The organism is Paracoccus sp. BR5-17, assembly GCF_055693925.1.
This window is the reverse complement of record NZ_JBVFUV010000005.1, coordinates 77,928-101,286: the sequence shown is the minus strand read 5'-3', so window position 1 is coordinate 101,286 and position 23,359 is coordinate 77,928. Positions and strand designations below refer to the sequence as shown.

Below are 23,359 nucleotides of genomic sequence, written 5' to 3'. Positions count from 1 at the left end.
GCGCTTCACAGCGTGCGGGAGGCGAAATAGGCTTCCGCGGCGGGATGCAGCGGCACGCCCTCGACGCTGGGGACGATGTTCTGCCGGGTGACCTTACTCAGCGCCGGATGCATCGAGTGATAGGTGTCCAGGCGGGTGTCGAGCGCCTTGCACAGCTTCCAGACCTGCTCGTCGGTCGCCGCGGGGCCGGCGATGACGATGTGCGAGCTGGCCGGGGTGTGCAGCTCCTCGGTCTGCCATTCATAGCTTCCCGCCGGAATGACGCCGACATTCACCGACATGATCTTTGCCGCGGCGGCCGCCTGTTCCTGGGTCATCGGCACGAAGGCCAGGGGATGGGTGCTGTTCAGCTCGATCATGGTGCCGACCGGAACGAAGCCGCCGGTGATCTCGATGTCGGCGCGCTGCTGGCGCATCAGGTCCATCGTCGAGCCGGTGTTCTGCTCGATCAGCGTGCCGCCCCAGGACACGATGTCGTCGGTGGTCATGCCGTGCGCTTCCAGGATCGCGTGGACATGGGCGCGCGCCCACAGGTTGCCCGGCTGGTTGATCCCCAGGCGGACGGGGATCTGCCGGTCGCGGATGTCGGTCAGGTTGGTGATGCCGTTTTCCTCGATGAACTCCTTGCGGCCATAGACATGGGCCAGCGTCAGGTCCGGGCTGAGCATCGTCACCATCCAGAAGCGGCCCTCGAAGGATTCGGGGAAGGGCTCCTCTCCGCGCGCCGCCATCAGCAGCTCGATGGTGGATTCCAGGGCGAATTCACGCTCTCCGTTGACGACCGCCACGAAGGATCCCGCCGGGTTGCCCGGCTCGTAGACCACGTTCGATCCCGGGAAGGCTTCCCGCACGACCGCCGCCTGGGCCTCGCCCAGGATGCTGACCATGCCGCGCGACGAATAGCCGGCGATGGTCGCGGTGATGGGGCCGTCGTCGAAGGACATGGTCTGCGCGCGCAGCGGCAGACCGCTGCCCATCAGGGCAAGGCCGGCAGAGGCGGTTCCAAGAAGGCGGCGGCGAGACAGTGTAAGCATAGAATTCCTCCCGTTTTTGTTGTGGTTGTCTTGCGGTTTCCGAAGCTGCGGCCTGCGGCCCGCCGGCAGGGCCGGACCCCGCGGGCGGGCCGCGCGGGCGGTCAGATCAGGAAGGTCATGTTCGGCATCGGGGTGTCGTTGTTCAGCACGAACACCTTCTTGCGCCGGATCCGCAGCCCCTCCTCGGTGCGGACCAGGGTGTGTTCGTTGCGGCCGAACCAGGTCACCTGGCGGTTCAGCCGCACCTCGCCCAGCACGAAGGTCGAATGCCCCGTGATGGTGCCGTCGTCGGCGGATTCGATCTCGATGTTGGACAGCACGCGGATCAGCCGGGACTTGGGCTGCTGGGCATGGGCGAACTTCCCGCCCAGGCGGCGCACCCGTTCGCGGATCTGGTCATAGCCCTCGTAGATGATCGAGAGCTGGCGGCTGGGGTCCACATCCTCGGCGTTGCAGGGCACCCAGTAGAGGCAGTCCCTGTCCCACAGCGCCAGCCATTCCTCGAGCCGGTGGCTGTCCATCAGGCGCGCCTCGTGAAAGAGGAACGCCTCGTATTCCTGCCCGATCTCACTCTGCCGGGCGATGGTCGCGTGCTTGTTCATCTGGATCGCTCCTCCCTTGCCCGCCGCCTCAGGCCATGCTCATCAGGCGCTTCCACTCGCGCATCTGGCCGCGCTGCGTGGTCTCGTCCGAGATGCGCCCGACGCGGGTGCCGTCCACGTCCACGATCTCGCGGTTGAGGCCGCGGGACATGTCGATCCAGGGGTTGACGGTGGCGTTCATCCCCATCTGCGCGCGCTCGAAGATCTCGGCATCGTCGGGCGAACCCGAGGACGAGGGGCCGTAGAAGGATTCGTGCTGGCGCATCCGCAGGGCGTTGATCTCGGGGGGGACGCCGTCCAGAAGCACCGGGAACATCAGCACCTCGGTCTCGTCGGGGCCGATCGGGTTCATGATGCGGACCTGGTTGCCGATCACCTGAAGGTTGGGGAAGACGCCCAGATGGGGGTCGCCCGCCAGCGACAGGTTGCGCTTGGCCTGTTCCTCGCCATAGGCGGCGAACATCGCGTCCACATAGTCCGACCCGCCGGGGATCGAGCGCATGAAGTCCACGTACTTGTCGATGCTGGCCATCCGGTGTTCGCGGAAGTCCAGCAGCACGTGGCCGCGGCCCAGATCGCGCGTGCGCGTCAGCGCGGTGTCGCTGAAGGGGTCGTTCTTGTGCATCGCCGCGATGCCCGAGTTCTCGTCGTCGTTCCAGCCCTCGACGACCGAGGCGTGGACGTAGTTGACGTGATAGCCGTCCATGCCGACCAGCTTCCAGTTGCCCCGGTACACGGTCTTGTTGACGCCCGCGTTCAGGGTGATCTTGCCGGTGGGCGAGAAGTCGATGAGGTAGTTCATCAGATCGGCCGCCTGGCCCAGATGCTCGCGCAGCGGCAGCACGTCGTCGGACAGGCTGGCGAAGACGAAGCCGCGATAGTCGTCGACCCGGGCGGGACGGGCCAGGCCGCCCTTCTTCTCGCAGAAGCCGGGCTCGTAGCCCTCGTCGGAGGTGACCTGGACCAGCTTGCCCGAGGTGTCGTAAGTCCAGCCGTGATACCAGCAGCGGAAGAACTTGGTGTTTCCGCTCTCGACCTCGGCGACCACGGCGCCGCGGTGCAGGCAGCGGTTCATCATGACGTTGATCGCGCCGTCCTTGCCGCGCACCATGATGACGGGCTGCCGGCCGATCTTGCGCAGCCGGAAGTCGCCCGTCCGGGGGACCTCGCTTTCGTGGCCGATATAGATCCAGGTGCGGTTGAAGATGCGCTCGATCTCGAGTTCGAAGATCTCGGGGTCGGTGTAGATGGCGGAATGAACCCGCCCCTGCTCGACGAGATCCTCGATCGACAGACCGCGCGAGATGGCGCCGCTCGAGATGGCGAGCTGGGCGGGAGAAGTCGGCTTGTTCACGGCAGGTATCCTTTCCTGAGAAGGGCGTGCAGCCCCGAAGCCCCTGGGTTAGCGGCGGAAGGCGGGTTGCGGCTTGGACCCCCACTTGCACAGGCTGGTCGGCTCGAAGCCGAACTGCCGCGGCTGGTGGCTGTCCTCGTCCGCGATGGCATCGACGCCGACCGAGTATTCGTAAACCATCCCGTCGGGGCCCTTGAAGTACAGGAACCGCGCCCCCGAGGTCGGGTGGCGCCCCGGTCCGAAGACGATCTCGACGTTGCGATCGGCCAGGAAGTGATAGGACCGCAGGATGTCGTCGTTGTTCGTGACCTGATGGTTGATGTGCTGGACGCCGGCCTTGTCGGATGCCAGCAGCGCGATCGTGTGGTGGATCTCGTTCACGCGCATCAGCGGGATGTCCCCGATCCGGTCGCTGACCCGGGCGTTGCAGACCTGGGTCCAGAAGGCCTCGTCGCGGACCGGGTCGGTGGTGTAAAGGCCGACATGGCTGAAGCCGGTGATGCCGGCGTCGCGGGTGGCGAAGTAGCGCTTTCCGCTGCGCTCGGGGCGGACGGCCAGCTCGATCCTGTTGCCGGTCGGATCGCGGAAGGCGACGAAGTCCTTGACCTTGCGGCGGGCGCATTCGTCGGCGGTGCCGCGCTCGACGCGGTGGTTCATGCGGTCCAGGGTGTCGGCGGCCGCCAGCAGCGCCGCCTCGTCCTCGACCTCGAAGGCCACGGTCTGGTCCTCGGGGTCGCCCTCGAAATAGCACAGCGTGTGGCCGCGTTCGTCGGACCTGAAATAGACGGCGTCACGGCGCCGCTCGGCCACCTCGAGTCCCAGGAACTCGGTGGCGAAGGTCGTGGCGCCCTCCAGATCCCGCGTGCCCAGACGGGCGTAGCAGACGTCCTTGAGTTCGATCATGTCTCATCTCCTCTTGTGCGGCGGCCGGATGGCGGCCCGGGCTAGAGTTCCAGTTCCGCCACGCCCTGCGCCCTGGACCCCCAGGAGCAGAGCGAGCGCGGGTCGGCGGCGAACTGGCGCGGACGGTGCCGCGCCGGATCGACCTGCGCGGTTTCGGTCACGAGGCTGTAGAGCAGGCGTTCGGGCCCCTCGGCCATCAGGAAGATCTGGCCCGATGCGGCCTGCCGCCCCGGCCCGAAGGGAAGCCGGACCTGCCGGGACTGAAGGTGATACTTGTTCTGCATCACCAGCTCGAGATCCTCGACCGCGAAGTTGATGGCCAGGATCCCCGGCCGGTCCGAGGGATAGAGGGCGATGCGGTGATGCAGGCTGTCGGTGCCCAGATAGACGATCTCGCCCACCCGGTCGCGCAATTCGAAGCCCAGCATGTCGCGCCAGAACGGCAGATCGCGCTCCGGAGAGGTCGAGCGCAGGGCGACGCCCTCCAGCCCCAGGATCCCGTTGTCGCGCTGCGGAAAGAAGCGGATGCCGGAATGATGCGGGCCCTGCACCAGGTCGATGACGTTGCCCGAGGGGTCCGACACCCTGATGCCCTTGCGCACGAACAGCCGGTCGCAGGCCGCGCGGTCGTGGCGCTCGACGGAATGGCCCGCCTCCTGCAGCTTCTCGGCGATCAGATCCAGGTGTTCGGGGTCGTGGAAGGCGATGCCCACCGACGACGGCCCGTCGGGGGTGAAGACCAGGGTGCGGCGGCGGATGTCCGAACGGAACCAGGCCTCTCCGTCGCCGCCGGGGACGGCCTGGAGGCCGATCATGTCCCCCGCGAAGGCCGCATGGCCGTCCACATCGGCCGTCGCCAGCCGCACGAATGCGATGTCAGCAGATTGCATTGTGCAAGATCCCTCCCCCGGGATGTCGTGCCTGGGCAGCCGCGCCGCCCGCCGCTTCGTCATGCGTCATGCCGCCTTCTCTCCCGGCGCTGCGCTATGGGCGTCAAATTACGCCGGGTCCCGGATCTGTCAATAGTTGCAAGCCGGACTTCCGGATATTAAGAAACCCCCTAGGGAAAAAGCATGACGGGGGATGCACATGGCCACGCCGACCAACGAATCCGTGGTGAAGGCCTTTCGCCTGCTGACGCTGATCGCGGGCGAACGCGACGGGATGACCCTGGGCGAGGCGGCCCGGCAGACGGGGATGACGGTACCCACCGCGCACCGGTTCCTCAAGACGCTGGTTTCTGGTCGGCGCCCTGGAACGGGACGACGACAAGCGCTATTCGCTGGGCGGTGCCCTGCTGCGCGCGGCGCCCCAGACGCCGCGGATCCCCGACGTGCTGGCCATGTTCAGCCGCCATTCCGAAAGCCTGTGCCACACCCTGCGCGAGACCGTCCACGTGGCCACCTTCGTCGACGACATGGTACAATACATCGTCAAGGCCCAGGCGCCGCGCAGCCTGCACATCTCGACCATCGTCGGCACCACGCTGGAAGCCTATTGCACCGGGGTCGGCAAGGCCCTGCTGGCCTTCATGCCGCCCGCCGAGGTCGAGCGCTACATGGGCGGCGGGACCTTCCACCCCCTGACGCCCCGCACCATCACCACCCCCGAGGCGTTCCTGGCCGAGCTCGAGAAGATCCGCGCCTGCGGGTATTCGATCGACGACGAGGAGTTCGAGATCGGCCTGCGCTGCATCGCCGCCCCGATCTTCGTGCGCGACAGGCCGGTGGCGGCGATTTCCTGCTCGGGCCCGTCCAGCCGGATCGAGCCGTCGGTCTTCGGGATGGTCGCCTCGGAGGTGATGCGCACGGCCGCGGCCATCGGGCGCGAGCTGTCCTCCTACGGGCTTGACGAACAGCAGATCAGGTTCCGCTGCCCCTGAGCTGCGGCGATCCGTCCCCGGCCGCCGCCCGGCCGGGCCGCGACAGCGCCTCGATCACCGCATCGGCCCCCGCGAGATCGGCGTATTTCGCCGCCATGTCGCGCAGCGACTGGTCGTGGGCGTCGGGCCAGCGGTCGCCCACCGCCTCGGGGACGACGATGGGGCGGAACCCGTGCTGGATCGCATCGACCGTCGAGGCGCGCACGCAGCCGCTGGTGGTGACGCCGCAGATCACCAGCGTGTCCACCCCCGGGACACCAGGCGGCTGGCCAGATCGGTGCCGAAGAAGCACGAGGCGTATTTCTTGACCAGCAGCGTGTCGGCGGGCGCCATCTCCAGCCGGGGGTCGATCTCGGGGCCGTCGCCCCGGGCGCCCAGGTCGGTATGGCCGCCGATCTTGCGGCCCCAGATGCCGGCATCCGAGAAGTCCGGGCTGTCATAGCGCACGGTCGAGAAGATCGCCGGATGGCCGGCGTCGCGGGCCGCGCGCAGGATGCGGTTGGTCTGCGCGATCACCGCGGTGCAGTCCACGCCCAGCGGGCGGCGCGGATCGGTGAAGGCGCGGCACAGGTCGATGACCAGGACCGCCGGGCGGCTGCCGAAGCCGATGCTGTTGCCGAAGGTCCGCCCCTGGGTGTCCGGGGCCGTCCTGTCCTGCGCGGTCCTGCCCTGCGTCGTCATGGCGCCGTTCCCCCCGGTCAGTTGAAGATCATCCCGCCGTCCACGATCAGGCTTTGCCCGGTCATGAACCCCGCATCCTGCGAGATGAGAAAGGACACCACCCCGCCCAGATCCTGCGGGACCTGGGCGCGCGGCAGGCTGCGCTGCGCGATGAAGGCGGCCCGCTGCTCGGGGGTGACGGTCTCGCGCTCGATCTCGGTCTCGACGGCGCCGGGCAGGATCGCGTTCACGGTGATCCCGAAGCCGCCCAGTTCGCGCGCCATGGCCCGCGTCATCCCCACCACCCCGGCCTTCGAGGCGACATAGTGCAGATAGTTCGCGCGCCCCATCGGCACCACGGCCGAGGCGATGTTGACGATCCGCCCCCAGCCCGCCGCCCGCATCGGGGCGATGGCATGGCGGGCGCAGATGAACCCCCCGGTCAGGTTGACGTCGATCACCTTGCGCCATTCCTCCAGCGGGATCTCGTAGAAGGGCCGCATCTTCAGGGTCGAGAAGATCGAGGCGTTGTTGATCAGCACATCAAGCCCGCCCAGGCGCGCCGCGATGTCGCCCACGGCGCCGGCCACCGCCGCGTCGTCGGTGATGTCCACGCCGAAGGCCAGGGCCTCGGCGCCGGTGGCGGCGATGGCATCGGCCACGGCCTGCGCGGCGTCGGCGCGCACATCGACGACCGCGATCCGGTGGCCCTCGCGGGCCAGACGCTCGGCGAAATGGCGGCCGATGCCCTGCCCGGCGCCGGTGATCATGATGGCCTTTCGGTCGGTTCCTTGCATCGGGGGTCTCCTTGGCGGTTGGTCAGATCAGCGACGGCAGGAAGGTCACGATCGAGGGGAAGGCGATCATGATCGCGATCCCCAGGACGAACAGGAAGACGAAGGGCCAGGCCGCGGAAAAGACCAGGGCAAGGCTGCCTTCGGCCCAGGCGCCCTTGAGCGCGAAGAGCGTGTAGCCGAAGGGCGGCGTGATCCCCCCGATCGTGATGTTGACCAGAAACAGGCACCAGAACCAAATCGGGTCGAAGCCCAGGTGCTGGACGACGGGCAGATAGATCGGGATCACGATCAGCATGATGGCGATCTGATCGACGAACATGCACAGCACGAAAGGCAGCGCCAGCAGGATCACGAGCATGACCAGCGGCGGCAGATCCACCCCGACCACCAGGTTGGTGACCGCCGTGGCCCCGCCGGAAAAGGCCAGAAGCTGGCTGAACAGCTTCGAGCTGGCCATGATCATCAGGATCATCCCGGAAATCAGCGCCGTCGAGGTGAGCGATTCCCACATCAGCCCCAGCGTCAGGCGGCGGTTGACCGCGGCGGCGAAGATCGCCCCCAGCACCCCCATCGCCCCGGCTTCGGTCGGCGTGGCGACCCCGGCCAGGATCAGCCCCATCACCATGATGATGATGGCGGTGAAGGGCAGCAGATCGACCACCGACCTGACCACGTCGCCGAAGGTCAGCCTGCGGTTCGGGCCGGAATCGACCGGCGCCAGCGACGGATCGCGCATGATGCGCAGAAGCGTATAAAGGATGAAGATGCCGGCCAGCATCAGCCCGGGCAGGATGCCCGCCACCAGCAGGCCCGAGATCGACACCCCGGCCAGCGTGCCGATGATGATGGTCAGGACGCTGGGCGGGATCAGCGGCGCCAGGCTGGCGCCCGCCACGATGTTGCCGGCGGCCAGACGCGGATCGTAGCCCCGCTGGATCATGCTGGGCAGCAGCGACCGGCCCAGCATGGCGGCCACGCCCATGGCCGCCCCCGACAGCGTGGAAAAGATCGCCGCCAGCAGGATGCTGAGGATGTATTGCCGCCCCCGGACCTTGCCCAGCAGCCGGTCCACCGCCCCCAGCACCACGTCCACGGCGCTGCTGCGGAACAGGATCTCGCCCATCAGGATGAACAGGGGCACCGTGACCAGCGACAGCGTCGTGGTGGTCTCGAACAGGCTGTTGACGAACATGCCGAAGCCGGCCTCGCCGATGATGAGGCCCACGGCGACGAGGTTCACGATCATGAAGGCCACGAAGACCGGCATCCCGGTGACCATCAGCAGAAGCAGGCCCCCCATGCCGATCGCGGTGGCGGCGATGCCGGAGGTCAAGACGCACCTCCGGAGGGAACGCCGGCGCGTCCGTCGGCCAGCCTTGCGGCCGCGGCGCGGATGAATTGCAGGCCGCAATCCGCAAGCCCGTAGGACATCACCACCATCAGCCACCATTTCGGAATGCGGAAGCTGGTCAGGGTCATGGTGCCGCGCCCCTGAAGCAGCACGGTTTCCGTCACGCACATCCAGGCCGCCCAGAAGCAGACCGCGGCCCCGACCAGATACCCCGCCGCGACCACCGCGCGCTGCGCGCCCGGGGGCAGAAGATCGGGCAGGATCGTCACCGCCACATGCCCCTGGGTCCGCGCCAGCCAGGGCGCCGCCAGAAAGACGGTCGCCAGCAGCAGGAAGGCCACGACATCGCTGGCCCAGAGGGTCGGGGCGGCCAGCAGATACCGGCTGATGACCTCGTAGGTGAAAATCGCCACCACCACGCCCAGGGCGATCGCCGCGCTGTACCAGGCGGCCCGCGACACGGCGTCGTGCAGCGCCAGAAGACGCGACAATGCGGGGCTTCGCGTGTGTTGTGGACTCATGATCTTTCTCTGGTTCGATCGCCGGCGCCGCCAGTTCAGGCATCCGGCAAGGCGGGGGTGCCGATGCGGCCCGGTTTCGGGCCGCATCGCCGTCGGCAGGGGGATCAGGGCGTCAGGCCGGCCTCGGCGCCCAGGCGCTTCACCTCGGCGATCAGTTCGGGATCCTGCTGTTCGGACAGGGCCATGACCCCCTCGTACCAGGCCTTGTTCACGACGGGGACGATGTCCTCGGGCAGCTGGGTGATCTGCATCCCCTCCTGGGCCAGGGTCTCGTTCTCGGCCTTGCCGACCTCGGCGAAGCGTTGGGCGGCCTCGGGCTCGTAGGCCTCGACGGCCTGCAGGATCTTCTCCTGCGTCGCCTGGTCCAGAGAGTTCCAGCGGTCGAGGTTCATCAGCACCGGATAGCCGCCCAGCCCGAACGAGGGGCGCATCATGTAGTCCGCCACCTCGAACCAGCGAAAGCCCACGGCGCCGATGGTGGGCCAGGCCGCGCCCTCGACGACCCCGCGTTCGAGAGAGGGATAGATCTCGGAGGCGGGCAGGACCACCGGCGCGCCGCCCAGGGCCTCGATGACCGGGTGATAGACCGGCGTGCCCCGGATGCGCAGCCCCTCGAACAGGTTCTCGCCCAGCGGCTGGCGCAGCAGGATGTGATAGCCGCCGTGGTCATAGAGAAAGCCCAGCAGCTTCAGGCCCAGCGTCTGGTAATGCGCGTCCACGGCATCGAAGATCCCCGAGGAGCGCAGGCTGGCGGAATCCGCGGTCAGCGCCTCGAGGGCCATCGAGGCGGCCGTCTGGTTGTAGTGATAGGCGCCGTTCGTCACCAGCAGGTCGAAGGCCCCGCGCGCGACGGGATCGAGCTGCTCGAAGGGCGGGATCGTCTCGGGGCCGAAGCGCGTCACCGTCAGCGCGCCGTCCGTGGCCTCGGTGATCTTGTCCATCAGCGGGTCGATCACCGCCTCGACGGGCGCATAGCTGGTGTCCCAGCTGGCCAGCAGCCGCAGTTCCTCGGCGGCGGCGGCGCCGACCTGGGCCAGCCCGATCGCGCCCGCCAGCATTGCCACGAATTTCCTCATCCTCAGCGTCCTCCCTGTTTTCTTGTCCAGTTCATGCGGCCGCGCCTCAGGGCAGCAGCCCGGCCGTCCGGCCGATCTCGGTCATCCGGGCGATCTCGTCGGGGTTCTGCTGGGCCGCCAGGGCCAGCACGCCTTCCGACCAGGCGGTGGCGATCGTCGCCACGCGCGCCTCGTCAAGCCGGGTCACCTCCATCCCCTCGTTGACAAGGGCCGCCTCCTCGGCGGCGACCATCGCATCGAAGATGGCGCCGACCGAGCGTTCGAACTCCGCGCCCGCCTGCATCAGGCCGTCGCGCTGAGCCTGGGGCAGCGCCTCCCACCGCGCCAGGCTGATGAAGACCGGATAGCCGACCCGCCCGAAGGCCGGCCGCATCATGTAGCGGGACACCTCGAACCAGCGGAAACCGTAGGGCCCGACCAGCGGCCAGGCGGCGCCATCGACGACACCGCGTTCCAGGGCCGGATAGATCTCGCTGGCCGGCAGCACGACCGGCGCCCCGCCCAGGGCTTCGATCAGCGGATGATAGACCGGCGTCCCGCGGATCCGGCGGCCGGCAAGCGCGCTGTCGGCCAGGGGCTCCTTCAGGATCAGGTTGTAGCCGTTGGGATCGACCAGATAGGCCAGAAGCTTGACCCCGAACTGCTGGTAATGGCTGTCCACATAGTCCCACAGGCCGGACTCGCGCAGCGTCTGGGGGGTGACGTCGAAGGCCTCGACCGCCATGGCGACCGCGCTCTGGTTGTAGTGATAGGCGCCGTTGGTGAACAGCAGGTCGAAGACGCCGCGCCCCACCGGGTCGAGCTGCTCGAAGGGCGGGATGGTCTCGGGGCCGAAGCGCCGGACGCTGGTGCCCTGCCCCGCCCCGGCCACAAGCGCCGCCATCAGCGGATCGACCACCTGGATGACCACCTCGGAGCGGTCGTCCCAGCCGGTCAGCAGGCGCAGTTCCTGGCCCTGCGCGCGGGCCGGCCGCGACAGCAGCGGCGCCGCCGCCGCCGCGGCCGCGCCAGACAGGATTGCCGTTCGTCTGTCCATCGTCGCCTCCTCCTTTTGCCGGGACCCGGGCGCGGGCCTGGCTGGCCGGCTAGTGTCCGGGCCGGTAATCCACGGCCTCGGCGGCCGCCCCGGCCATCGCGAAGCCCGCGGGATGCTCCATTTCCTCGACCAGATGCGCGATCAGGCCGGCGGTCCGCGCCAGGATCGGGATGCCCCGCATGGCCCGGGCCGGAAAGCCCACGTCCAGCAGCACCGCCGGTATGGCGCAGGACACGTTCAGCACCATCGGCCGCCCGAAGGCCGCGCCGGCGGCCCGTTCCAGTTCGGCGGCATAGCGGCAGTGCAGGCCCGATGTCCCCAGGCTCTGCGCCAGGTCGAACAGGCTCTGGGCGCGCGGGTCCCCCTGCCGGTGCAGCGGATGGCCGAAGCCCGGCAGCAGCCTGCGTTCGGCCCGGATCCGGCCCACCGCCGCGGCGGCCTCTCCGGCCAGCCGGTCGGGATCGCCGCCGCTGGCCTCGACCCCCTGCTGCAACAGCACGGCGGCCTCCGAGGCGGTCCCCAGGACCTTGCTGCCGCAGCCCAGGATCCCCGCGGCCACCGCGCCCTGCAGCGCCTCGGGCGCGGCCGCCAGCGTCATGCGGGCCGCCGCGACGCTGGGCGTCAGGCCGTGTTCGGCGATCGAGATCAGCGTCGCGTCCAGAAGGCGGCGCTCGATGTCGCTGGGCCTCCTGCCGGCCACGAGGATGAAGTAGAATTCCGAAAAGCTGGCCTGAGGCATCAGATCCCGGGCCAGATCCAGCCCGCGGACCGTGACCGAGGTCTCGTCGGCGGTCGATATCGCACTCTGGCCGCGGGCCTGTCCTACGCGCATCCCTGTCCCCCCAAGGCCCCCTCATGGCGGCGCGACGCGCCGCGACCGCCCTGCCCAACCCGACCGCATAAGGGGCCGACCTGTCAATCTGGCCCCCGGCCCGGCTTATCAATTAAAGAGAATACCACGCCTTCCCCGGCAGGCGTCACGGAAATGGCAGACATTCCCGCCGGTTACGGCGTCCGATTCTTTGATAATGAGATAACGGCCTCAGGCCGCGGCCAGGCTCCTTGCCATTGCGGGCGCAGGCTCGTGATAATGCGCCCGGGGATCCGCGCGCCGCAAGACGCCCGGATCCCGGACTGCAGATGCTGGCAGGGAGGCCATCAGATGCTGGAGGGCATACGAGATCATCGAAATGGCGAATGTCATCAGCGGCCCCTTCGCGGGGATGCTGCTGGCGGACATGGGCGCGGACGTGGTGAAGGTCGAGATGCCGGGCCGCGGCGATCCCTTCCGCGGCTGGGCCGGTTCGGACGACGCCATCGCCCCCTCGTTCGCGGCCTACAACCGCGGCAAGCGCAGCGTGACGCTGGAGACGCGCAGCGAATCGGGCCGGCAGGCCTATCTGCGCCTGGTGGCCCGCGCGGATGTGGTGATCGACAACTTTCGCCCCGGCATCCTCGACGAATCGGGGATCGGGCCGAAACGGCTCTGCGCGGAGTTTCCCGGCCTGGTCTATTGCTCGATCTCGGGGCTGGGCAGCACCGGGCCGGACCGGGATCTGCCGACCTATGACGCCATCGCCCAGGCGCGCAGCGGATTGTGGAGCCAGCTGACCGACATGGCGGCGCCCGAAGCGGTCGGGCCGCCGATCTCGGATCAGCTGACCGGGCTCTACGCGGCGCAGGCCATCCTGGGCGCGCTTGTGGCGCGCGGGGCCAACGGCGGCCAGGGCCAGCACCTCGAGGTCAGCATGCTGGCCGCCAGCCTGGCCTTCCAGCCCCATGCCGTCGCCGAATACCTGGCCAACGGGGCGGTTCCCGACCGCACCTCGCGGGCGCATGTCTCGCAGTCCTATGCCTTCGTGGCGGCGGACGGCGGCGCCCTGGCGATCCACCTGTCCTCGCTTCCGAAGTTCTGGTCGGCGCTGCTGGGGGTGCTGGACCGGCAGGATCTGGACAGCGACCCGCGCTTCAACCCGCGCACGCGGCGCCATGCCAACTACGACGCCCTGCGCGCCGAACTGCAGCGCACCATCGCCACCCGGCCGCGCGCGGAATGGCTGGGGATGCTGCGGGCGGCGGACGTTCCCTGCGCGCCGATCCACCGCCTGGACGAGGCCCTGGCGGATCCGCACGTGCAGTCGCAGAACCTGGTGTCGGTCTTCGGCCGGGGACCGCGGGCCACCCGGCTGGTCGGGCGCGGCTTCGCCACCACCGGCGCCGTTCCCGACCCGGCCGACCGCCCGGTGCCGCTGCTGGGCGAACACAACACCGAGGTGCTGCGCGACTGCGGCCTGGCGGACAGCGAAATCCGGGCCGTCACCACCGCGACGCCCTGAGCCCGGGCGGACCCGCGGCCGATGCCGCTGGCGCCGGACATCGGACATGAGGAGGAAAGAGAGGTCACATGCCCATCACCGCCGAGGAGATCAGCCGCATCCTGGAGCTGGTCGAGAAATCGTCCTTCGACGAGATACGGATCGACGACGGAGAGCTGCGCATCGCGCTGAGCCGCAACGGCGCGCTTGGGGCCGATCCGGTCCAGCCGCAGCCCCAGCCCGCCGCAGCCGCGCCCGCCCCTGCCGCCCCGGCCGCCGCTGCACCGGCGCCCGCCCCTGCCGCCCCGGCCGCCGCTGCACCGGCGCCCGCCCCGGCAGCCGCACCGGCCGCGGCCCCGGCGCCCCAGGCGCTGCCCGACGACAGCCTGATCGAGATCACCGCCCCGATCGTCGGCATCTTCTACACCGCGCCCGAGCCGGGGGCCGAGCCCTTCGTGACGCCGGGCCAGACCATCGACGCCGAGGCCACCGTCGGCATCATCGAGGTGATGAAGGTGTTCAACACGGTCCCCGCGGGCGTGTCCGGCACCGTCGTCAGGCGGCTGGTCGAAAACGGCGATTTCGTCGAATTCGGGCAGGCGATCTTCCTCGTGCGCCCGGACGGTGCCTGAATGGCGCTGCGCAGGGTGTTCATCGCAAACCGCGGCGAGATCGCGGTGCGCGTGATCCGCGCCGCCCGGTCCCTGGGGATCGAGACGGTGGCCGGCGTGTCCGAGGCGGACCGCCATTCGATGGCCGCCCGGCTGGCCGACAGGGCCGTGGTGATCGGGCCCGCCGCGGCCGCCAAAAGCTATCTGGACGGCGCCCGGATCATCGCCGCGGCCCAGGGGACCGGCTGTGACGCGGTCCATCCCGGATACGGCTTCCTGTCCGAGAACGCCGCCTTCGCCGCCGATGTCGAGGCGGCCGGGCTGGTCTTCGTCGGCCCCACCCCCGACAACATCCGGGCGATGGGCAACAAGCTCGAGGCGCGGCGCCTTGCCGTCGAGGCCGAGGTCCCCCTGGCCGAGGGATCCCCGCGCCTGCATTCGGTGGACGAGGCGCGCCAGATCGCCGGGTCGGTGGGCTTTCCGCTGCTGTTCAAGGCGGCGGCCGGCGGCGGCGGCCGCGGCATCCGCATCGTGCGCCATCCCGACGAGCTGGCCGCGGCCTTCGCCAACGCCTCGTCCGAGGCGCAGGCGGCCTTCGGCGACAACGCCCTGTTCATCGAGCGCTACATCGAGAACGCCCGCCACGTCGAGGTCCAGGTGCTGTCGGACGGCCAGGGCACGGTGCTGCATCTGGGGGCGCGGGACTGTTCGCTGCAGCGCCGCTATCAGAAGATGGTCGAGGAGGCTCCCGACTTCGGCCTGACGCCCGCCCTGCGCGAGGGCCTGCACGAGGCGGCGGTGACGCTGGCGCGGCGGATCGGCTATCGCAGCGCCGGCACGGTCGAGTTCATCGTCGATGCCGACCGCGAGGCCTTCTTCTTTCTGGAGATGAACACCCGCGTCCAGGTCGAGCATCCGGTGACCGAGATGATCACCGGCATCGACATCGTGGCCGCGCAGCTGCGCATCGCCGCAGGCGAGCGGCTGGATCTGACCCAGGCCGACATCGGCTTTCACGGGCACGCGATCGAATGCCGCATCAACGCCGAATCGCCGCTGCGCAACTTCGCCCCGACGCCGGGCCGGATCACCCGCTGGACGATGCCGGGCGGCTTCGGGGTGCGCGTGGACACCCATGCCGAGGCCGGCTGGCTGGTCTCGCCCTGGTACGATTCCATGCTGGCCAAGCTGATCGTCCACGCGCCCGACCGGGCCCAGGCGGTCTCGCGCATGGCTGCGGCGCTTGCCGGAATCCAGGTCGAGGGGGTGGAGACCACCGTCCCCTTCCTGCGCAGCGTCATTTCCGACCCGGACTATCGGGCCGGCCGGATCAACACGCGATGGCTCGAGGCGGCGGTCGAGCGGTTCGGCGCGGCGGCGCCATCGCGGTCGCAAGGATGAAAGACGGGGGGAAGACGGCATGAGCGACGACATCAGGATCATCGACACGACCATCCGCGACGGCCAGCAGAGCCTCTGGGCGCTGAACATGCGCACCGGGGTCATGCTGACCGCGCTCGAGCGTCTGGACCGGGCAGGCTACGAGGCCATCGAGTTCATCGTGCCGGCCGCGCAGATCAAGAAGTCGCTGCGCGACCTGAACGAGGACATCTTCCAGTGGCTTCGCCTGGGCGTGAAGCGCGCCAGCCGGACGCAGCTGCGCCTGCACGGCGGCTATCGCACCGGCATCGGCAAGGTCCCCGAGGCGATCGGCAAGCTGCTGGTGCAGAAGGTCATCGACGCCGGCATCACCCATGCCCGGATCTCGGATCCCTGGAACGACTTCGACACGCTGCACGAGGAACACGACACCATGCGGGCGATGGGCATGGAATCGGTCATCAACCTGATCTATTCCATCTCGCCCCGCCACACCGACGAGTATTTCATCGGCCGGGTGCGCAAGGCCGCGGCGATGCGGCCCTATCGGCTGTGCTTCAAGGACGTGGGCGGCCTGCTGACCCCCGACCGGCTGGCCGTGCTGCTGCCGCTGGTCCAGGAGGCGGCCGGCGACATCCCGATCGAGTTCCACAACCACTGCAACAACGGCATGGGCCCCTACAACGCCGTCGAGGCCGCCCGGATGGGCGTCCGCCACATCCACACCGCCGTCCCGCCGCTGGCCAACGGATCGTCCCAGCCCTCGGTGTTCGGCGTGGTGCGCAACCTGCGCGCCCTGGGCCACGACGTTCCCCTGGACTTCGCCCCGCTCGAGGAGGTGTCCGAGTTCCTGACCCGCATCGCCCGGCGGGACGGCCTGCCGATCGGCCAGCCCGTCGAATACGACCACACGATCTATGCCCACCAGATCCCCGGCGGCATGATCTCGAACCTGGCCTTCCAGCTGGCCAAGGTGGGCATGGCCGACCGGCTGGACGCCACCCGCGAGGAAGCCGGGCGGGTGCGGGCCGATCTGGGCTATCCGATCATGGTCACGCCGCTGTCCCAGTTCGTCGGCACCCAGGCCGCCATCAACGTCATCACCGGGACGCGCTATGGCCAGGTCACGGACGAGATCATCGGCTATGCGCTTGGCTGGTGGGGCCGCGAGGCCCTGGAGCATATCGACCCGGACGTGCGCGACCGCATCCTGGACCGGCCCCGGGCGCGCCAGCTGGCCGGCCACGTCTTCGAGGAACCGTCCCTGCAGGAGATCCGGGCCAGGTTCGGCCAGGGCCTGACCGACGAGGAACTGATCACCCGCTTCTACGTGGATGCCGACGCGGTGGACCAGATGCGGCGGCTTCCCGAACCCCAGGCCGAACCCCTGCATGGCAGTTCGCTGGTCGACATCGTCGAACGCCTTGCCCGGATCGAGGGGCGCCGCGAGGTGTCCTTCAGCGCCGGCGGGGTTTCGGTCCGGTTGCGCGGCACGGCGTGACCATGACAACCCAGAACAGGAACAAGCCGATGAATGCCCTGATCAATCCCCGCGACGCCCATCCCGGCGTCTTTCCCGCGCAGCGCGGGCTGTATTACGGCGGCGCCTGGCACGACCCGGTCGCCGGCGGGCGCCTTTCGGTCACCTCTCCGGCCACCGGGCAGGATCTGGGCACGGTCGCGGCCGCCGACGCGGCCGACCTGGACCGCGCCGTGGACGCCGCGCGGCAGGCGCAGCGCGACTGGGCCGCCCTGCCGCCCCTGGCGCGCGCGCGCATCCTGCGCGACGTGGTCGACCGCATCCGCGCCCATCGCGACGACCTTGCCATGCTGGACGCCATCGACTGCGGCAACCCGCTGAAGGGGATGCTGTTCGACGTCGATCTGGGCACCACGCTGCTGGAATACTTCATCGGCCTGGCCCCCGAGGTGAAGGGCGACAGCGTGCCGTCGGGACGCGGGCGCATGACCTTCGTGCGCCGCGAGCCGATCGGCGTGGTGGCGCGCATCATCCCCTTCAACCATCCGATGATGTTCGTCCTGGCGAAGATGGGCGCGCCGCTGGTGGCGGGGAACGCGGTGATCTTCAAGCCCTCGGAACACACGCCGCTGGCCGCCCTGCGCATCGCCGAACTGATCGGGGATCTGCTTCCGGCCGGGCTGTTCTCGGTGCTGAACGGGGACGGCCGTCTGGGCGCGGCGATGGCCGAACATCCCGGCATCGGCAATGTCAGCCTGGTGGGATCGGCGGCGACGGGCCGGGCGGTGATGCGCGCGGGATCCTCGACGCTCAAGCGGCTGACGCTGGAACTGGGCGGCAAGAACGCCCTGGTGATCTGGCCGGACGCCGATATCGACAAGGCGGTGGCGGGCGCGGTGAAGGGGATGAACCTGGGCTGGACGGGCGGGCAGTCCTGCGGCTCGACCAGCCGGGTCCTCGTGCATGACAGCGTCCATGATGCGGTGGTCGAGCGGCTGGCCGCCGCCTTCGAGGCCGTCAGGCTGGGCGATCCGACCAGTGCCGAGACCGAGATGGGCTGCATGTCCACCCGCCCCCAATACGAGAAGGTGCTGTCCTACATCGAGGCCGGCAAGCAGGAGGGCGCGCGCATGGTGGCCGGCGGCCCGGTGCCCGAGCCTCTTGCCGGCGGCTGCTTCGTGCGGCCCACGGTCTTTGCCGACGTGACGCCCGACATGCGCATCGCCCGCGAAGAGGTCTTCGGCCCGCTTCTGTCGGTCCTGCGGTGGAGCGACGAGGAGCAGATGTTCGCGATGGCCAACGCGGTGGAATACGGCCTGACCGCCTCGATCTGGACCCGCGACCTGGACACGGCGATGCGCGCGGCCGAACGCCTGGAGGCGGGCTATGTCTGGGTGAACAATTCGTCCGACCATTACCCCGGCGCGCCCTTCGGCGGGGTCAAGCAGTCGGGCATCGGCCGCGAGGAATGCCTGGAGGAGATCCTGGCCTATACCGAGCAGAAGACCGTGGCGATCACCTTCGGCTGAGCCGCGCCGCGCCAGGGCAGGCGCGCAGACGGAAAAAAGGGGGCGGCCCGGTGATCCCGGGCCGCCCCTTTTCCCGTTTCGGCCTCAGCCGGCGGCAGGCGCGGCGGTTACTCCGCCGCCGAGGTCAGGCTTGGATCGAGGTCGCGCCCGATCGTGCGCCAGTCCTGTTCCTTGGGGAAGATCCCCTCGCGCGAGGCGATCTGGCTGTGGGGGACGCGCGGCTCCTCGGTGCCGATGGCCGGGCCGCCCTCGGCCACGCGCCGCGCGGCATCCGCCATCAGCCTGCGGAACTCGACGATCGCCAGATCCGAGGCGCCCAGCAGGTCGGACGACCGGTCCACCCGCGCGCCCATCGACACCCACATCACCAGATCCTGGTTCGGGATGCCCTCGACGCCGGCGAAATGGCCCAGCTTCATCGCCTGGCGGTCCTGGAGGAAGTCGTTCTCCAGCGTCCGCACCGGGCGCCACATGTGGTCCACGTCGATGCCCGGCAGGGTATGGGTGAACTTGCGCCACTCGATGGTCGAGGGGCAGGCCTGGCCGCCCCAGGCGATGAAGTGGAAATGCGAGGTCTCGTCGTCGATGGGCACGATCACCGTGGCGACGTTGTAGTTGTTGTTGGGCGGGATCAGCGAGGTGAAGGGCGCGATGTATTCCGTGATGCGCAGATAGTTGTGCGTCGCGGCGTTGTGGATCGGCTTGCGGATGGCGGCGTAGTGGAAGCCGTAGGGGGTGGTTTCGGTCTGCATCCGCGGCGAGCGGTCGGTCGAGGGCCGGTACCAGGACTTGTCGTCCGACGCCGCCCGCGTCACCCGCGCCGGCTTCATGTCCGAGGAATGCAGCGACGAGGAATGGGCCGAGTCGATCTGCCCCTCGGTGATCTGCGCCCAGTTGGCGGGGATGCGCATCTTCAGGATCGCCACCGGCGTGTCTTCCGTGGGCGCGAAGGCGGGCGGCTGGAACTCGGGCGCCTCCCGGTCGCTGTCCAGCCAGGCCCAGACGAAGCCGCCCCATTCCCGCACCGGATAGGCCCGGTGCTTGACCTTGCTGTGCAGCGGCGAGTTCTCGGGTTCCGAGGCCATCGCCACGCAGTTCCCCTCGACGTCGAATTTCCAGCCGTGATACAGGCAGCGCAGCCCGCATTCCTCGTTGCGCCCATAGACCAGGGACGCCTTGCGGTGCGGGCAGAGTTCGTCCAGCAGGCCCAGCCGGCCGTCGGTGTCGCGGAAGCAGACGTATTTGCGGCCGATCGCCTCGACGCGCAGGGGCTTGCCGTCGGGCTCCTCGACCTCCTCGATCAGGCAGACGGGCACCCAGTGGCGGCGCATCAGCGCGCCCATCGGGGCATCGCCCTGGACCTTGGTCAGAAGGTCGTTTTCCTCCCTCGTCAGCATGGACAGTCCTCCTTGGTTGGATCAGGCCGGCTCAACTGAATCATGATTCCATCCGCCCATGAAAGGCAGACTTTCTCACTGATTAAAATGCCCGCACATTGACACAGCCTTACTCTAACCATCAAAGTCGGGCCTGAACAGCTTGCGGCAGGAGAAAGTTCTTGGATAGTGAAAGAACCCGGCTTCGCATGGTCGTCTCCTCCTGCCGTGCCGTGGCCCGCGACATCCGGGAATTCACCCTGCGCCCCGCCGATCCCGCCGACGGCCCGCTGCCGGGCTTCGAGCCGGGCGCGCACATCACCGTGCAGACCCCCAGCGGCGCGATGCGGCGCTATTCGCTGGTCAACGACGGCACGGATCCGCAGGAATACGTCATCGCCGTCAAGCGCGAACAGGGCTCGCGCGGCGGCTCCGCCTCGATGCACGACGCGGTCGAGGCGGGAACCGAGCTGCTGGTCGAGCCGCCCGAGAACGAGTTCAGGCTGGTTCCCGCCCCGCGCTATCTGCTGATCGCCGGCGGCATCGGCGTCACCCCGATCCTGTCCATGGCCGAGCATCTGCACCGCGCGGGCAGCCCCTTCAAGCTGATCTACTGCACCCGGACCGCCGACGAGGCGGCCTATCTGGACCGGCTGCGGGCCTTTCCCGGCGCGGTGATCCATCACGACGAGGGCCGGCCCGAGGGGTTTTACGACTTCTGGGACCATTTCGAGACGCCGCCCTCCAACACCCATGTCTATTGCTGCGGCCCCGGGCCGCTGATGGAGGAGATCAAGGCGCTGAGCGGCCACTGGCCCGAGGGCCGGGTGCATTTCGAGGATTTCGCCGGCGTGGCCGCGGTGCGGGCCGACGACCGCCCGTTCCACGTCACGGCGCAGCGGTCGGGCCTGGAGATCGACGTGCCCGCCGACCGTTCGCTGCTGGAAGCCGCGCGCGAGGCGGGCATCGCGACGGTCAGTTCCTGCGAAAGCGGCACCTGCGGGGCCTGCAAGACGCGGCTGATCGCGGGCCGGGTCGATCACCGTGACATGGTGCTGCGCGACGACGAGAAGGACGACTACATCATGATCTGCGTCTCGCGCGCGGCCGAGGGGGATCTTGTTGTCGATCTCTGAGGCAGCCCCGCCGCCCGGGGCCGCCCCCGTCGCCGACCCCATCCGGCTGGGGGTTGCCGGCCTGGGGCGGGGCTTCATGCTGACCCTGCCCAGCCTGCGCGCCGATCCCCATGTCCGCCTCGTGGCCTGCGCCGCGCCGCGCCGCGCCAGCCGGGATGCCTTCGTGGCGGAATTCGGCGGCACCGCCCACGAGCAGGTCGAGGCCCTGGCGGCCGATCCGGCCGTCGAGGCGGTCTATGTCGCCACCCCCCACCAGATGCACCGCGCCCATGCCGAGGCGGTGGCGCGGGCGGGCAAGCACCTGCTGGTCGAAAAGCCCCTGGCGATCGCGCTCGAGGATGCCCGCGCCATCGTCGAGGCCGCCCGCCGGGCGGGGGTCCAGCTTGTCACCGGCCCCAGCCACAGCTTCGACCAGCCGGTTCAGCGCGCCCACGAGATCATCGCCTCGGGCCGGCTGGGGCGCGTGCGCATGATCCACGCGCTGAACTTCACCGATTTCCTCTATCGCCCCCGCCGCCCCGAGGAGCTGCGGACCGATCAGGGCGGCGGGGTGATCTTCAGCCAGGCCGTCCACCAGATCGACGTGCTGCGCCTGCTGGCCCGGGCCCCGGCGCGCAGCGTCTATGCGATGACCGGCGCCTGGGATCCCGCGCGGCCGACCGAAGGCGCCTATGGCGCCATGATCGGCTTCGAAGGGGGCTGCTTTGCCAACCTGACCTATTCCGGCTATGCCCATTACCTCAGCGACACGATGCAGGACGGCATCGGCGAACTGGGCTGGCCGGCCGATCCGGCCGCCTACGGCGCGGCGCGGCGCGCCCTGGCCGCCGTGGGGCGGCCCGAGGACGAGGCGGCGCTGAAGGGCGACCGCAGCTATGGCGCGGCCCCGGCGCCCCCGCCCGCGCCCCATGCCGAACATTTCGGGCCGGTGATCGTCTGCTGCGACCGCGCCGACCTGCGCCTGACCCCCAAGGGGGTCGAGATCTGGGGCGATCTGGAACGCAGCTTCCTTCCCGCGCCGCCCGATCCCGCGCCCCGCAGCCCGGTCCTGCGCGCCCTGTACCAGGCCATCCGCCGGAACCAGCCGCCCCCCCAGGCCGCCGGCTGGGGGCTCTCCAGCCTCGAGATCTGCCATGCGATCCTGGCAAGCGCCCGCAGCGGGCAGCCGGTCGGCCTGGAGCACCGATGATGTCCCAGGACGTCCCCCGCCCTGATCCCGGCCCCGCCCTGATCCCGGCCCCGCCCCGATCCGGCCCCGCCCCGATCCGGCCCCAACCCGGCCCCGGCCTGCTGCCGCGGCCTCCCTTCTGGATGGTGACCCGATGACCCGCCTGACGCTTTCCATCGCCATGGGCGATTACGACCGCACCCGGCCGATCCACGATGGCCGTGTCCCCATCGACGGCGTCGATCCGGTGACCATGCTGCTGTCGCCCGAGGAGATGTTCTTCCGCGCCTTCCGCCACCAGCCTTTCGACGTGTCGGAACTGTCGCTGTCGTCCTATTGCGTCAAGCTGGCGCAGGGGGACTGCCCCTATGTCGGCCTTCCGGTGTTCCTGTCGCGCGCCTTCCGCCATTCCTCGATCTACATCAGGACCGACCGGGGCATCGAGGCGCCGCAGGATCTGCGCGGCAAGCGGATCGGGCTGGCGGAATGGCAGCTGACGGCCAATGTCTGGGTCCGCGGGATCCTCGAGGATCACGGCGTCGCCCCGTCCGATATCCACTGGATCCGCGGCGGGATGCACAAGCCCGGCCGGCCCGAGAAGATCCCCGTCGCCCTGCCCGCGGACGTCACCCTCGACCCCGCGCCCGAGGGGGCCACGCTGGACGGGATGCTGCGCGCGGGCGAGATCGACGGCTATATCGGCCCGCGCAGCCTGCGGTGCTTCGACGAGGGGCATCCGCAGGTGCGGCGCCTGTTTTCCGACGGCATCGCCGCGGCCGCCGACCACCATCGCCGGACCGGCATCTTTCCCATCATGCACCTGCTGGGGATCCGCCGCGACCTGGCCGAGCGCCATCCCTGGCTGGCGGGGGCGCTTCTGAAGGCCTTCGAGCGGGCCCGGATCCTGGCCTGCGAGGCCCTGGCGGACACCTCGGCCACCAAGGTGACGATGCCCTTCGTCGAGGACATCCTCGAGACCGCCCGGAAGCTGACCGGCGGCACTGACCTGTGGACCTACGGCGTGCCGGGGAACGAGAGGGTCCTGGAGGCCTTCCTCGACCTGCATCACCGCCAGGGCCTGTCGCCGCGCCGCCTGTCGCTGGGCGAACTGTTCCACCCCTCGGCCTACGAATCCTTTTCGCTGTGAA

General features: G+C 69.4%; 21 protein-coding genes and 2 pseudogenes. 10 read left to right on the top strand and 13 right to left on the bottom strand.

The features are described 5' to 3' along the window. Nucleotides 1–5: 5 nt before the first annotated feature. The 5 genes from ACZ1HC_RS16590 to ACZ1HC_RS16570 form a co-directional block, all read right to left on the bottom strand. Nucleotides 6–1,034: a TAXI family TRAP transporter solute-binding subunit gene (locus tag ACZ1HC_RS16590; RefSeq protein ID WP_472701078.1), complete on the bottom strand. Its 1,029-nt coding sequence runs from the start codon at nucleotides 1,032–1,034 to the stop codon at nucleotides 6–8. A gap of 101 nt (nucleotides 1,035–1,135) precedes the next feature. Continuing rightward, nucleotides 1,136–1,636, bottom strand: a complete 501-nt coding sequence (locus ACZ1HC_RS16585; protein WP_472701077.1) for an aromatic-ring-hydroxylating dioxygenase subunit beta — start codon at nucleotides 1,634–1,636, stop codon at nucleotides 1,136–1,138. A gap of 28 nt (nucleotides 1,637–1,664) precedes the next feature. Beyond that, entirely contained in the window at nucleotides 1,665–2,990 is a 1,326-nt protein-coding gene (locus ACZ1HC_RS16580; RefSeq protein ID WP_472701076.1) for an aromatic ring-hydroxylating oxygenase subunit alpha, read from the bottom strand. A 48-nt stretch (nucleotides 2,991–3,038) separates the two neighbouring features. Then, on the bottom strand, nucleotides 3,039–3,893 hold the full coding sequence (locus ACZ1HC_RS16575; protein WP_472701075.1) for a VOC family protein: 855 nt from the start codon (nucleotides 3,891–3,893) through the stop codon (nucleotides 3,039–3,041). Nucleotides 3,894–3,934: 41 nt separating this feature from the next. Then, nucleotides 3,935–4,783 (bottom strand): VOC family protein, encoded by an 849-nt coding sequence (locus tag ACZ1HC_RS16570; protein ID WP_472701074.1) that lies wholly within the window; start codon nucleotides 4,781–4,783, stop codon nucleotides 3,935–3,937. A gap of 193 nt (nucleotides 4,784–4,976) precedes the next feature. Between ACZ1HC_RS16570 and ACZ1HC_RS16565 the strand changes: the two are divergent. Continuing rightward, a pseudogene (locus ACZ1HC_RS16565) lies at nucleotides 4,977–5,123 on the top strand (helix-turn-helix domain-containing protein); the annotation flags it as partial. 112 nt (nucleotides 5,124–5,235) lie between these two features. After that, on the top strand, nucleotides 5,236–5,775 hold the full coding sequence (locus tag ACZ1HC_RS16560) for an IclR family transcriptional regulator (protein ID WP_472701115.1): 540 nt from the start codon (nucleotides 5,236–5,238) through the stop codon (nucleotides 5,773–5,775). Here the strand turns inward: ACZ1HC_RS16560 and ACZ1HC_RS16555 are convergent. From ACZ1HC_RS16555 to ACZ1HC_RS16525, 7 genes and pseudogenes are all read right to left on the bottom strand, one after another. After that, a pseudogene (locus tag ACZ1HC_RS16555) lies at nucleotides 5,756–6,456 on the bottom strand (isochorismatase family protein). The gene ACZ1HC_RS16560 and the pseudogene ACZ1HC_RS16555 overlap by 20 nt on opposite strands. Nucleotides 6,457–6,473: 17 nt before the next feature. After that, the gene (locus tag ACZ1HC_RS16550; protein ID WP_472701073.1) at nucleotides 6,474–7,232 is read right to left on the bottom strand and encodes an SDR family NAD(P)-dependent oxidoreductase; all 759 of its coding nucleotides are present in this window, start codon (nucleotides 7,230–7,232) and stop codon (nucleotides 6,474–6,476) included. 22 nt (nucleotides 7,233–7,254) lie between these two features. Beyond that, nucleotides 7,255–8,565 carry a TRAP transporter large permease gene (locus ACZ1HC_RS16545; RefSeq protein WP_472701072.1) on the bottom strand — a complete coding sequence of 437 codons (1,311 nt, stop codon included), beginning with the start codon at nucleotides 8,563–8,565 and terminating at the stop codon, nucleotides 7,255–7,257. Further along, nucleotides 8,562–9,104 (bottom strand): TRAP transporter small permease, encoded by a 543-nt coding sequence (locus ACZ1HC_RS16540; protein WP_472701071.1) that lies wholly within the window; start codon nucleotides 9,102–9,104, stop codon nucleotides 8,562–8,564. The genes ACZ1HC_RS16545 and ACZ1HC_RS16540 overlap by 4 nt, the downstream gene beginning before the upstream one ends. Before the next feature lie 104 nt (nucleotides 9,105–9,208). After that, nucleotides 9,209–10,180: a TRAP transporter substrate-binding protein DctP gene (gene dctP, locus ACZ1HC_RS16535; protein WP_472701070.1), complete on the bottom strand. Its 972-nt coding sequence runs from the start codon at nucleotides 10,178–10,180 to the stop codon at nucleotides 9,209–9,211. A gap of 46 nt (nucleotides 10,181–10,226) precedes the next feature. Further along, complete coding sequence (gene dctP, locus ACZ1HC_RS16530) at nucleotides 10,227–11,216, bottom strand: TRAP transporter substrate-binding protein DctP (protein WP_472701069.1); 990 nt, start codon at nucleotides 11,214–11,216, stop codon at nucleotides 10,227–10,229. A gap of 49 nt (nucleotides 11,217–11,265) precedes the next feature. Further along, nucleotides 11,266–12,048, bottom strand: coding sequence for a citryl-CoA lyase (locus tag ACZ1HC_RS16525; RefSeq protein WP_472701068.1), 783 nt, complete (start codon nucleotides 12,046–12,048; stop codon nucleotides 11,266–11,268). Nucleotides 12,049–12,406: 358 nt separating this feature from the next. On the opposite strand from ACZ1HC_RS16525, the gene ACZ1HC_RS16520 reads away from it, so the two are divergent. From ACZ1HC_RS16520 to ACZ1HC_RS16500, 5 genes are all read left to right on the top strand, one after another. Further along, nucleotides 12,407–13,552: a CaiB/BaiF CoA transferase family protein gene (locus tag ACZ1HC_RS16520; RefSeq protein ID WP_472701067.1), complete on the top strand. Its 1,146-nt coding sequence runs from the start codon at nucleotides 12,407–12,409 to the stop codon at nucleotides 13,550–13,552. A gap of 68 nt (nucleotides 13,553–13,620) precedes the next feature. Then, nucleotides 13,621–14,163, top strand: coding sequence for an acetyl-CoA carboxylase biotin carboxyl carrier protein (locus ACZ1HC_RS16515; protein WP_472701066.1), 543 nt, complete (start codon nucleotides 13,621–13,623; stop codon nucleotides 14,161–14,163). Beyond that, complete coding sequence (locus ACZ1HC_RS16510) at nucleotides 14,164–15,543, top strand: acetyl-CoA carboxylase biotin carboxylase subunit (RefSeq protein ID WP_472701065.1); 1,380 nt, start codon at nucleotides 14,164–14,166, stop codon at nucleotides 15,541–15,543. It abuts the gene before it with no gap. A gap of 19 nt (nucleotides 15,544–15,562) precedes the next feature. After that, nucleotides 15,563–17,023 (top strand): hypothetical protein, encoded by a 1,461-nt coding sequence (locus tag ACZ1HC_RS16505; protein ID WP_472701064.1) that lies wholly within the window; start codon nucleotides 15,563–15,565, stop codon nucleotides 17,021–17,023. A 29-nt stretch (nucleotides 17,024–17,052) separates the two neighbouring features. Continuing rightward, nucleotides 17,053–18,531, top strand: coding sequence for an aldehyde dehydrogenase family protein (locus tag ACZ1HC_RS16500; protein WP_472701063.1), 1,479 nt, complete (start codon nucleotides 17,053–17,055; stop codon nucleotides 18,529–18,531). Nucleotides 18,532–18,638: 107 nt separating this feature from the next. On the opposite strand, the gene ACZ1HC_RS16495 is transcribed toward ACZ1HC_RS16500, so the two are convergent. Beyond that, the gene (locus ACZ1HC_RS16495; protein WP_472701062.1) at nucleotides 18,639–19,928 is read right to left on the bottom strand and encodes a Rieske 2Fe-2S domain-containing protein; all 1,290 of its coding nucleotides are present in this window, start codon (nucleotides 19,926–19,928) and stop codon (nucleotides 18,639–18,641) included. A gap of 161 nt (nucleotides 19,929–20,089) precedes the next feature. Here ACZ1HC_RS16495 and ACZ1HC_RS16490 point away from each other — a divergent pair, with 161 nt between their 5' ends. From ACZ1HC_RS16490 to ACZ1HC_RS16480, 3 genes are all read left to right on the top strand, one after another. Continuing rightward, nucleotides 20,090–21,043 (top strand): PDR/VanB family oxidoreductase, encoded by a 954-nt coding sequence (locus ACZ1HC_RS16490; RefSeq protein ID WP_472701061.1) that lies wholly within the window; start codon nucleotides 20,090–20,092, stop codon nucleotides 21,041–21,043. Beyond that, a complete protein-coding gene (locus tag ACZ1HC_RS16485; protein ID WP_472701060.1) occupies nucleotides 21,030–22,232 on the top strand; it encodes a Gfo/Idh/MocA family oxidoreductase in 1,203 nt (400 codons plus the stop codon). The genes ACZ1HC_RS16490 and ACZ1HC_RS16485 overlap by 14 nt, the downstream gene beginning before the upstream one ends. Nucleotides 22,233–22,365: 133 nt before the next feature. Next, nucleotides 22,366–23,358 carry an ABC transporter substrate-binding protein gene (locus tag ACZ1HC_RS16480; RefSeq protein WP_472701059.1) on the top strand — a complete coding sequence of 331 codons (993 nt, stop codon included), beginning with the start codon at nucleotides 22,366–22,368 and terminating at the stop codon, nucleotides 23,356–23,358. Nucleotide 23,359 lies beyond the last annotated feature (1 nt).

Bases quoted from the DNA above. Each gene is read 5' to 3' on its own strand.
- ACZ1HC_RS16590 (WP_472701078.1), bottom strand. From the start codon at position 1,034: ATGCTTACACTGTCTCGCCGCCGCCTTCTTGGAACCGCCTCTGCCGGC.
- ACZ1HC_RS16585 (WP_472701077.1), bottom strand. From the start codon at position 1,636: ATGAACAAGCACGCGACCATCGCCCGGCAGAGTGAGATCGGGCAGGAA.
- ACZ1HC_RS16575 (WP_472701075.1), bottom strand. From the start codon at position 3,893: ATGATCGAACTCAAGGACGTCTGCTACGCCCGTCTGGGCACGCGGGAT.
- ACZ1HC_RS16570 (WP_472701074.1), bottom strand. From the start codon at position 4,783: ATGCAATCTGCTGACATCGCATTCGTGCGGCTGGCGACGGCCGATGTG.
- ACZ1HC_RS16560 (WP_472701115.1), top strand. From the start codon at position 5,236: ATGTTCAGCCGCCATTCCGAAAGCCTGTGCCACACCCTGCGCGAGACC.
- ACZ1HC_RS16550 (WP_472701073.1), bottom strand. From the start codon at position 7,232: ATGCAAGGAACCGACCGAAAGGCCATCATGATCACCGGCGCCGGGCAG.
- ACZ1HC_RS16540 (WP_472701071.1), bottom strand. From the start codon at position 9,104: ATGAGTCCACAACACACGCGAAGCCCCGCATTGTCGCGTCTTCTGGCG.
- dctP (WP_472701070.1), bottom strand. From the start codon at position 10,180: ATGAGGAAATTCGTGGCAATGCTGGCGGGCGCGATCGGGCTGGCCCAG.
- dctP (WP_472701069.1), bottom strand. From the start codon at position 11,216: ATGGACAGACGAACGGCAATCCTGTCTGGCGCGGCCGCGGCGGCGGCG.
- ACZ1HC_RS16525 (WP_472701068.1), bottom strand. From the start codon at position 12,048: ATGCGCGTAGGACAGGCCCGCGGCCAGAGTGCGATATCGACCGCCGAC.
- ACZ1HC_RS16520 (WP_472701067.1), top strand. From the start codon at position 12,407: ATGGCGAATGTCATCAGCGGCCCCTTCGCGGGGATGCTGCTGGCGGAC.
- ACZ1HC_RS16515 (WP_472701066.1), top strand. From the start codon at position 13,621: ATGCCCATCACCGCCGAGGAGATCAGCCGCATCCTGGAGCTGGTCGAG.
- ACZ1HC_RS16510 (WP_472701065.1), top strand. From the start codon at position 14,164: ATGGCGCTGCGCAGGGTGTTCATCGCAAACCGCGGCGAGATCGCGGTG.
- ACZ1HC_RS16505 (WP_472701064.1), top strand. From the start codon at position 15,563: ATGAGCGACGACATCAGGATCATCGACACGACCATCCGCGACGGCCAG.
- ACZ1HC_RS16500 (WP_472701063.1), top strand. From the start codon at position 17,053: ATGAATGCCCTGATCAATCCCCGCGACGCCCATCCCGGCGTCTTTCCC.
- ACZ1HC_RS16495 (WP_472701062.1), bottom strand. From the start codon at position 19,928: ATGCTGACGAGGGAGGAAAACGACCTTCTGACCAAGGTCCAGGGCGAT.
- ACZ1HC_RS16480 (WP_472701059.1), top strand. From the start codon at position 22,366: ATGACCCGCCTGACGCTTTCCATCGCCATGGGCGATTACGACCGCACC.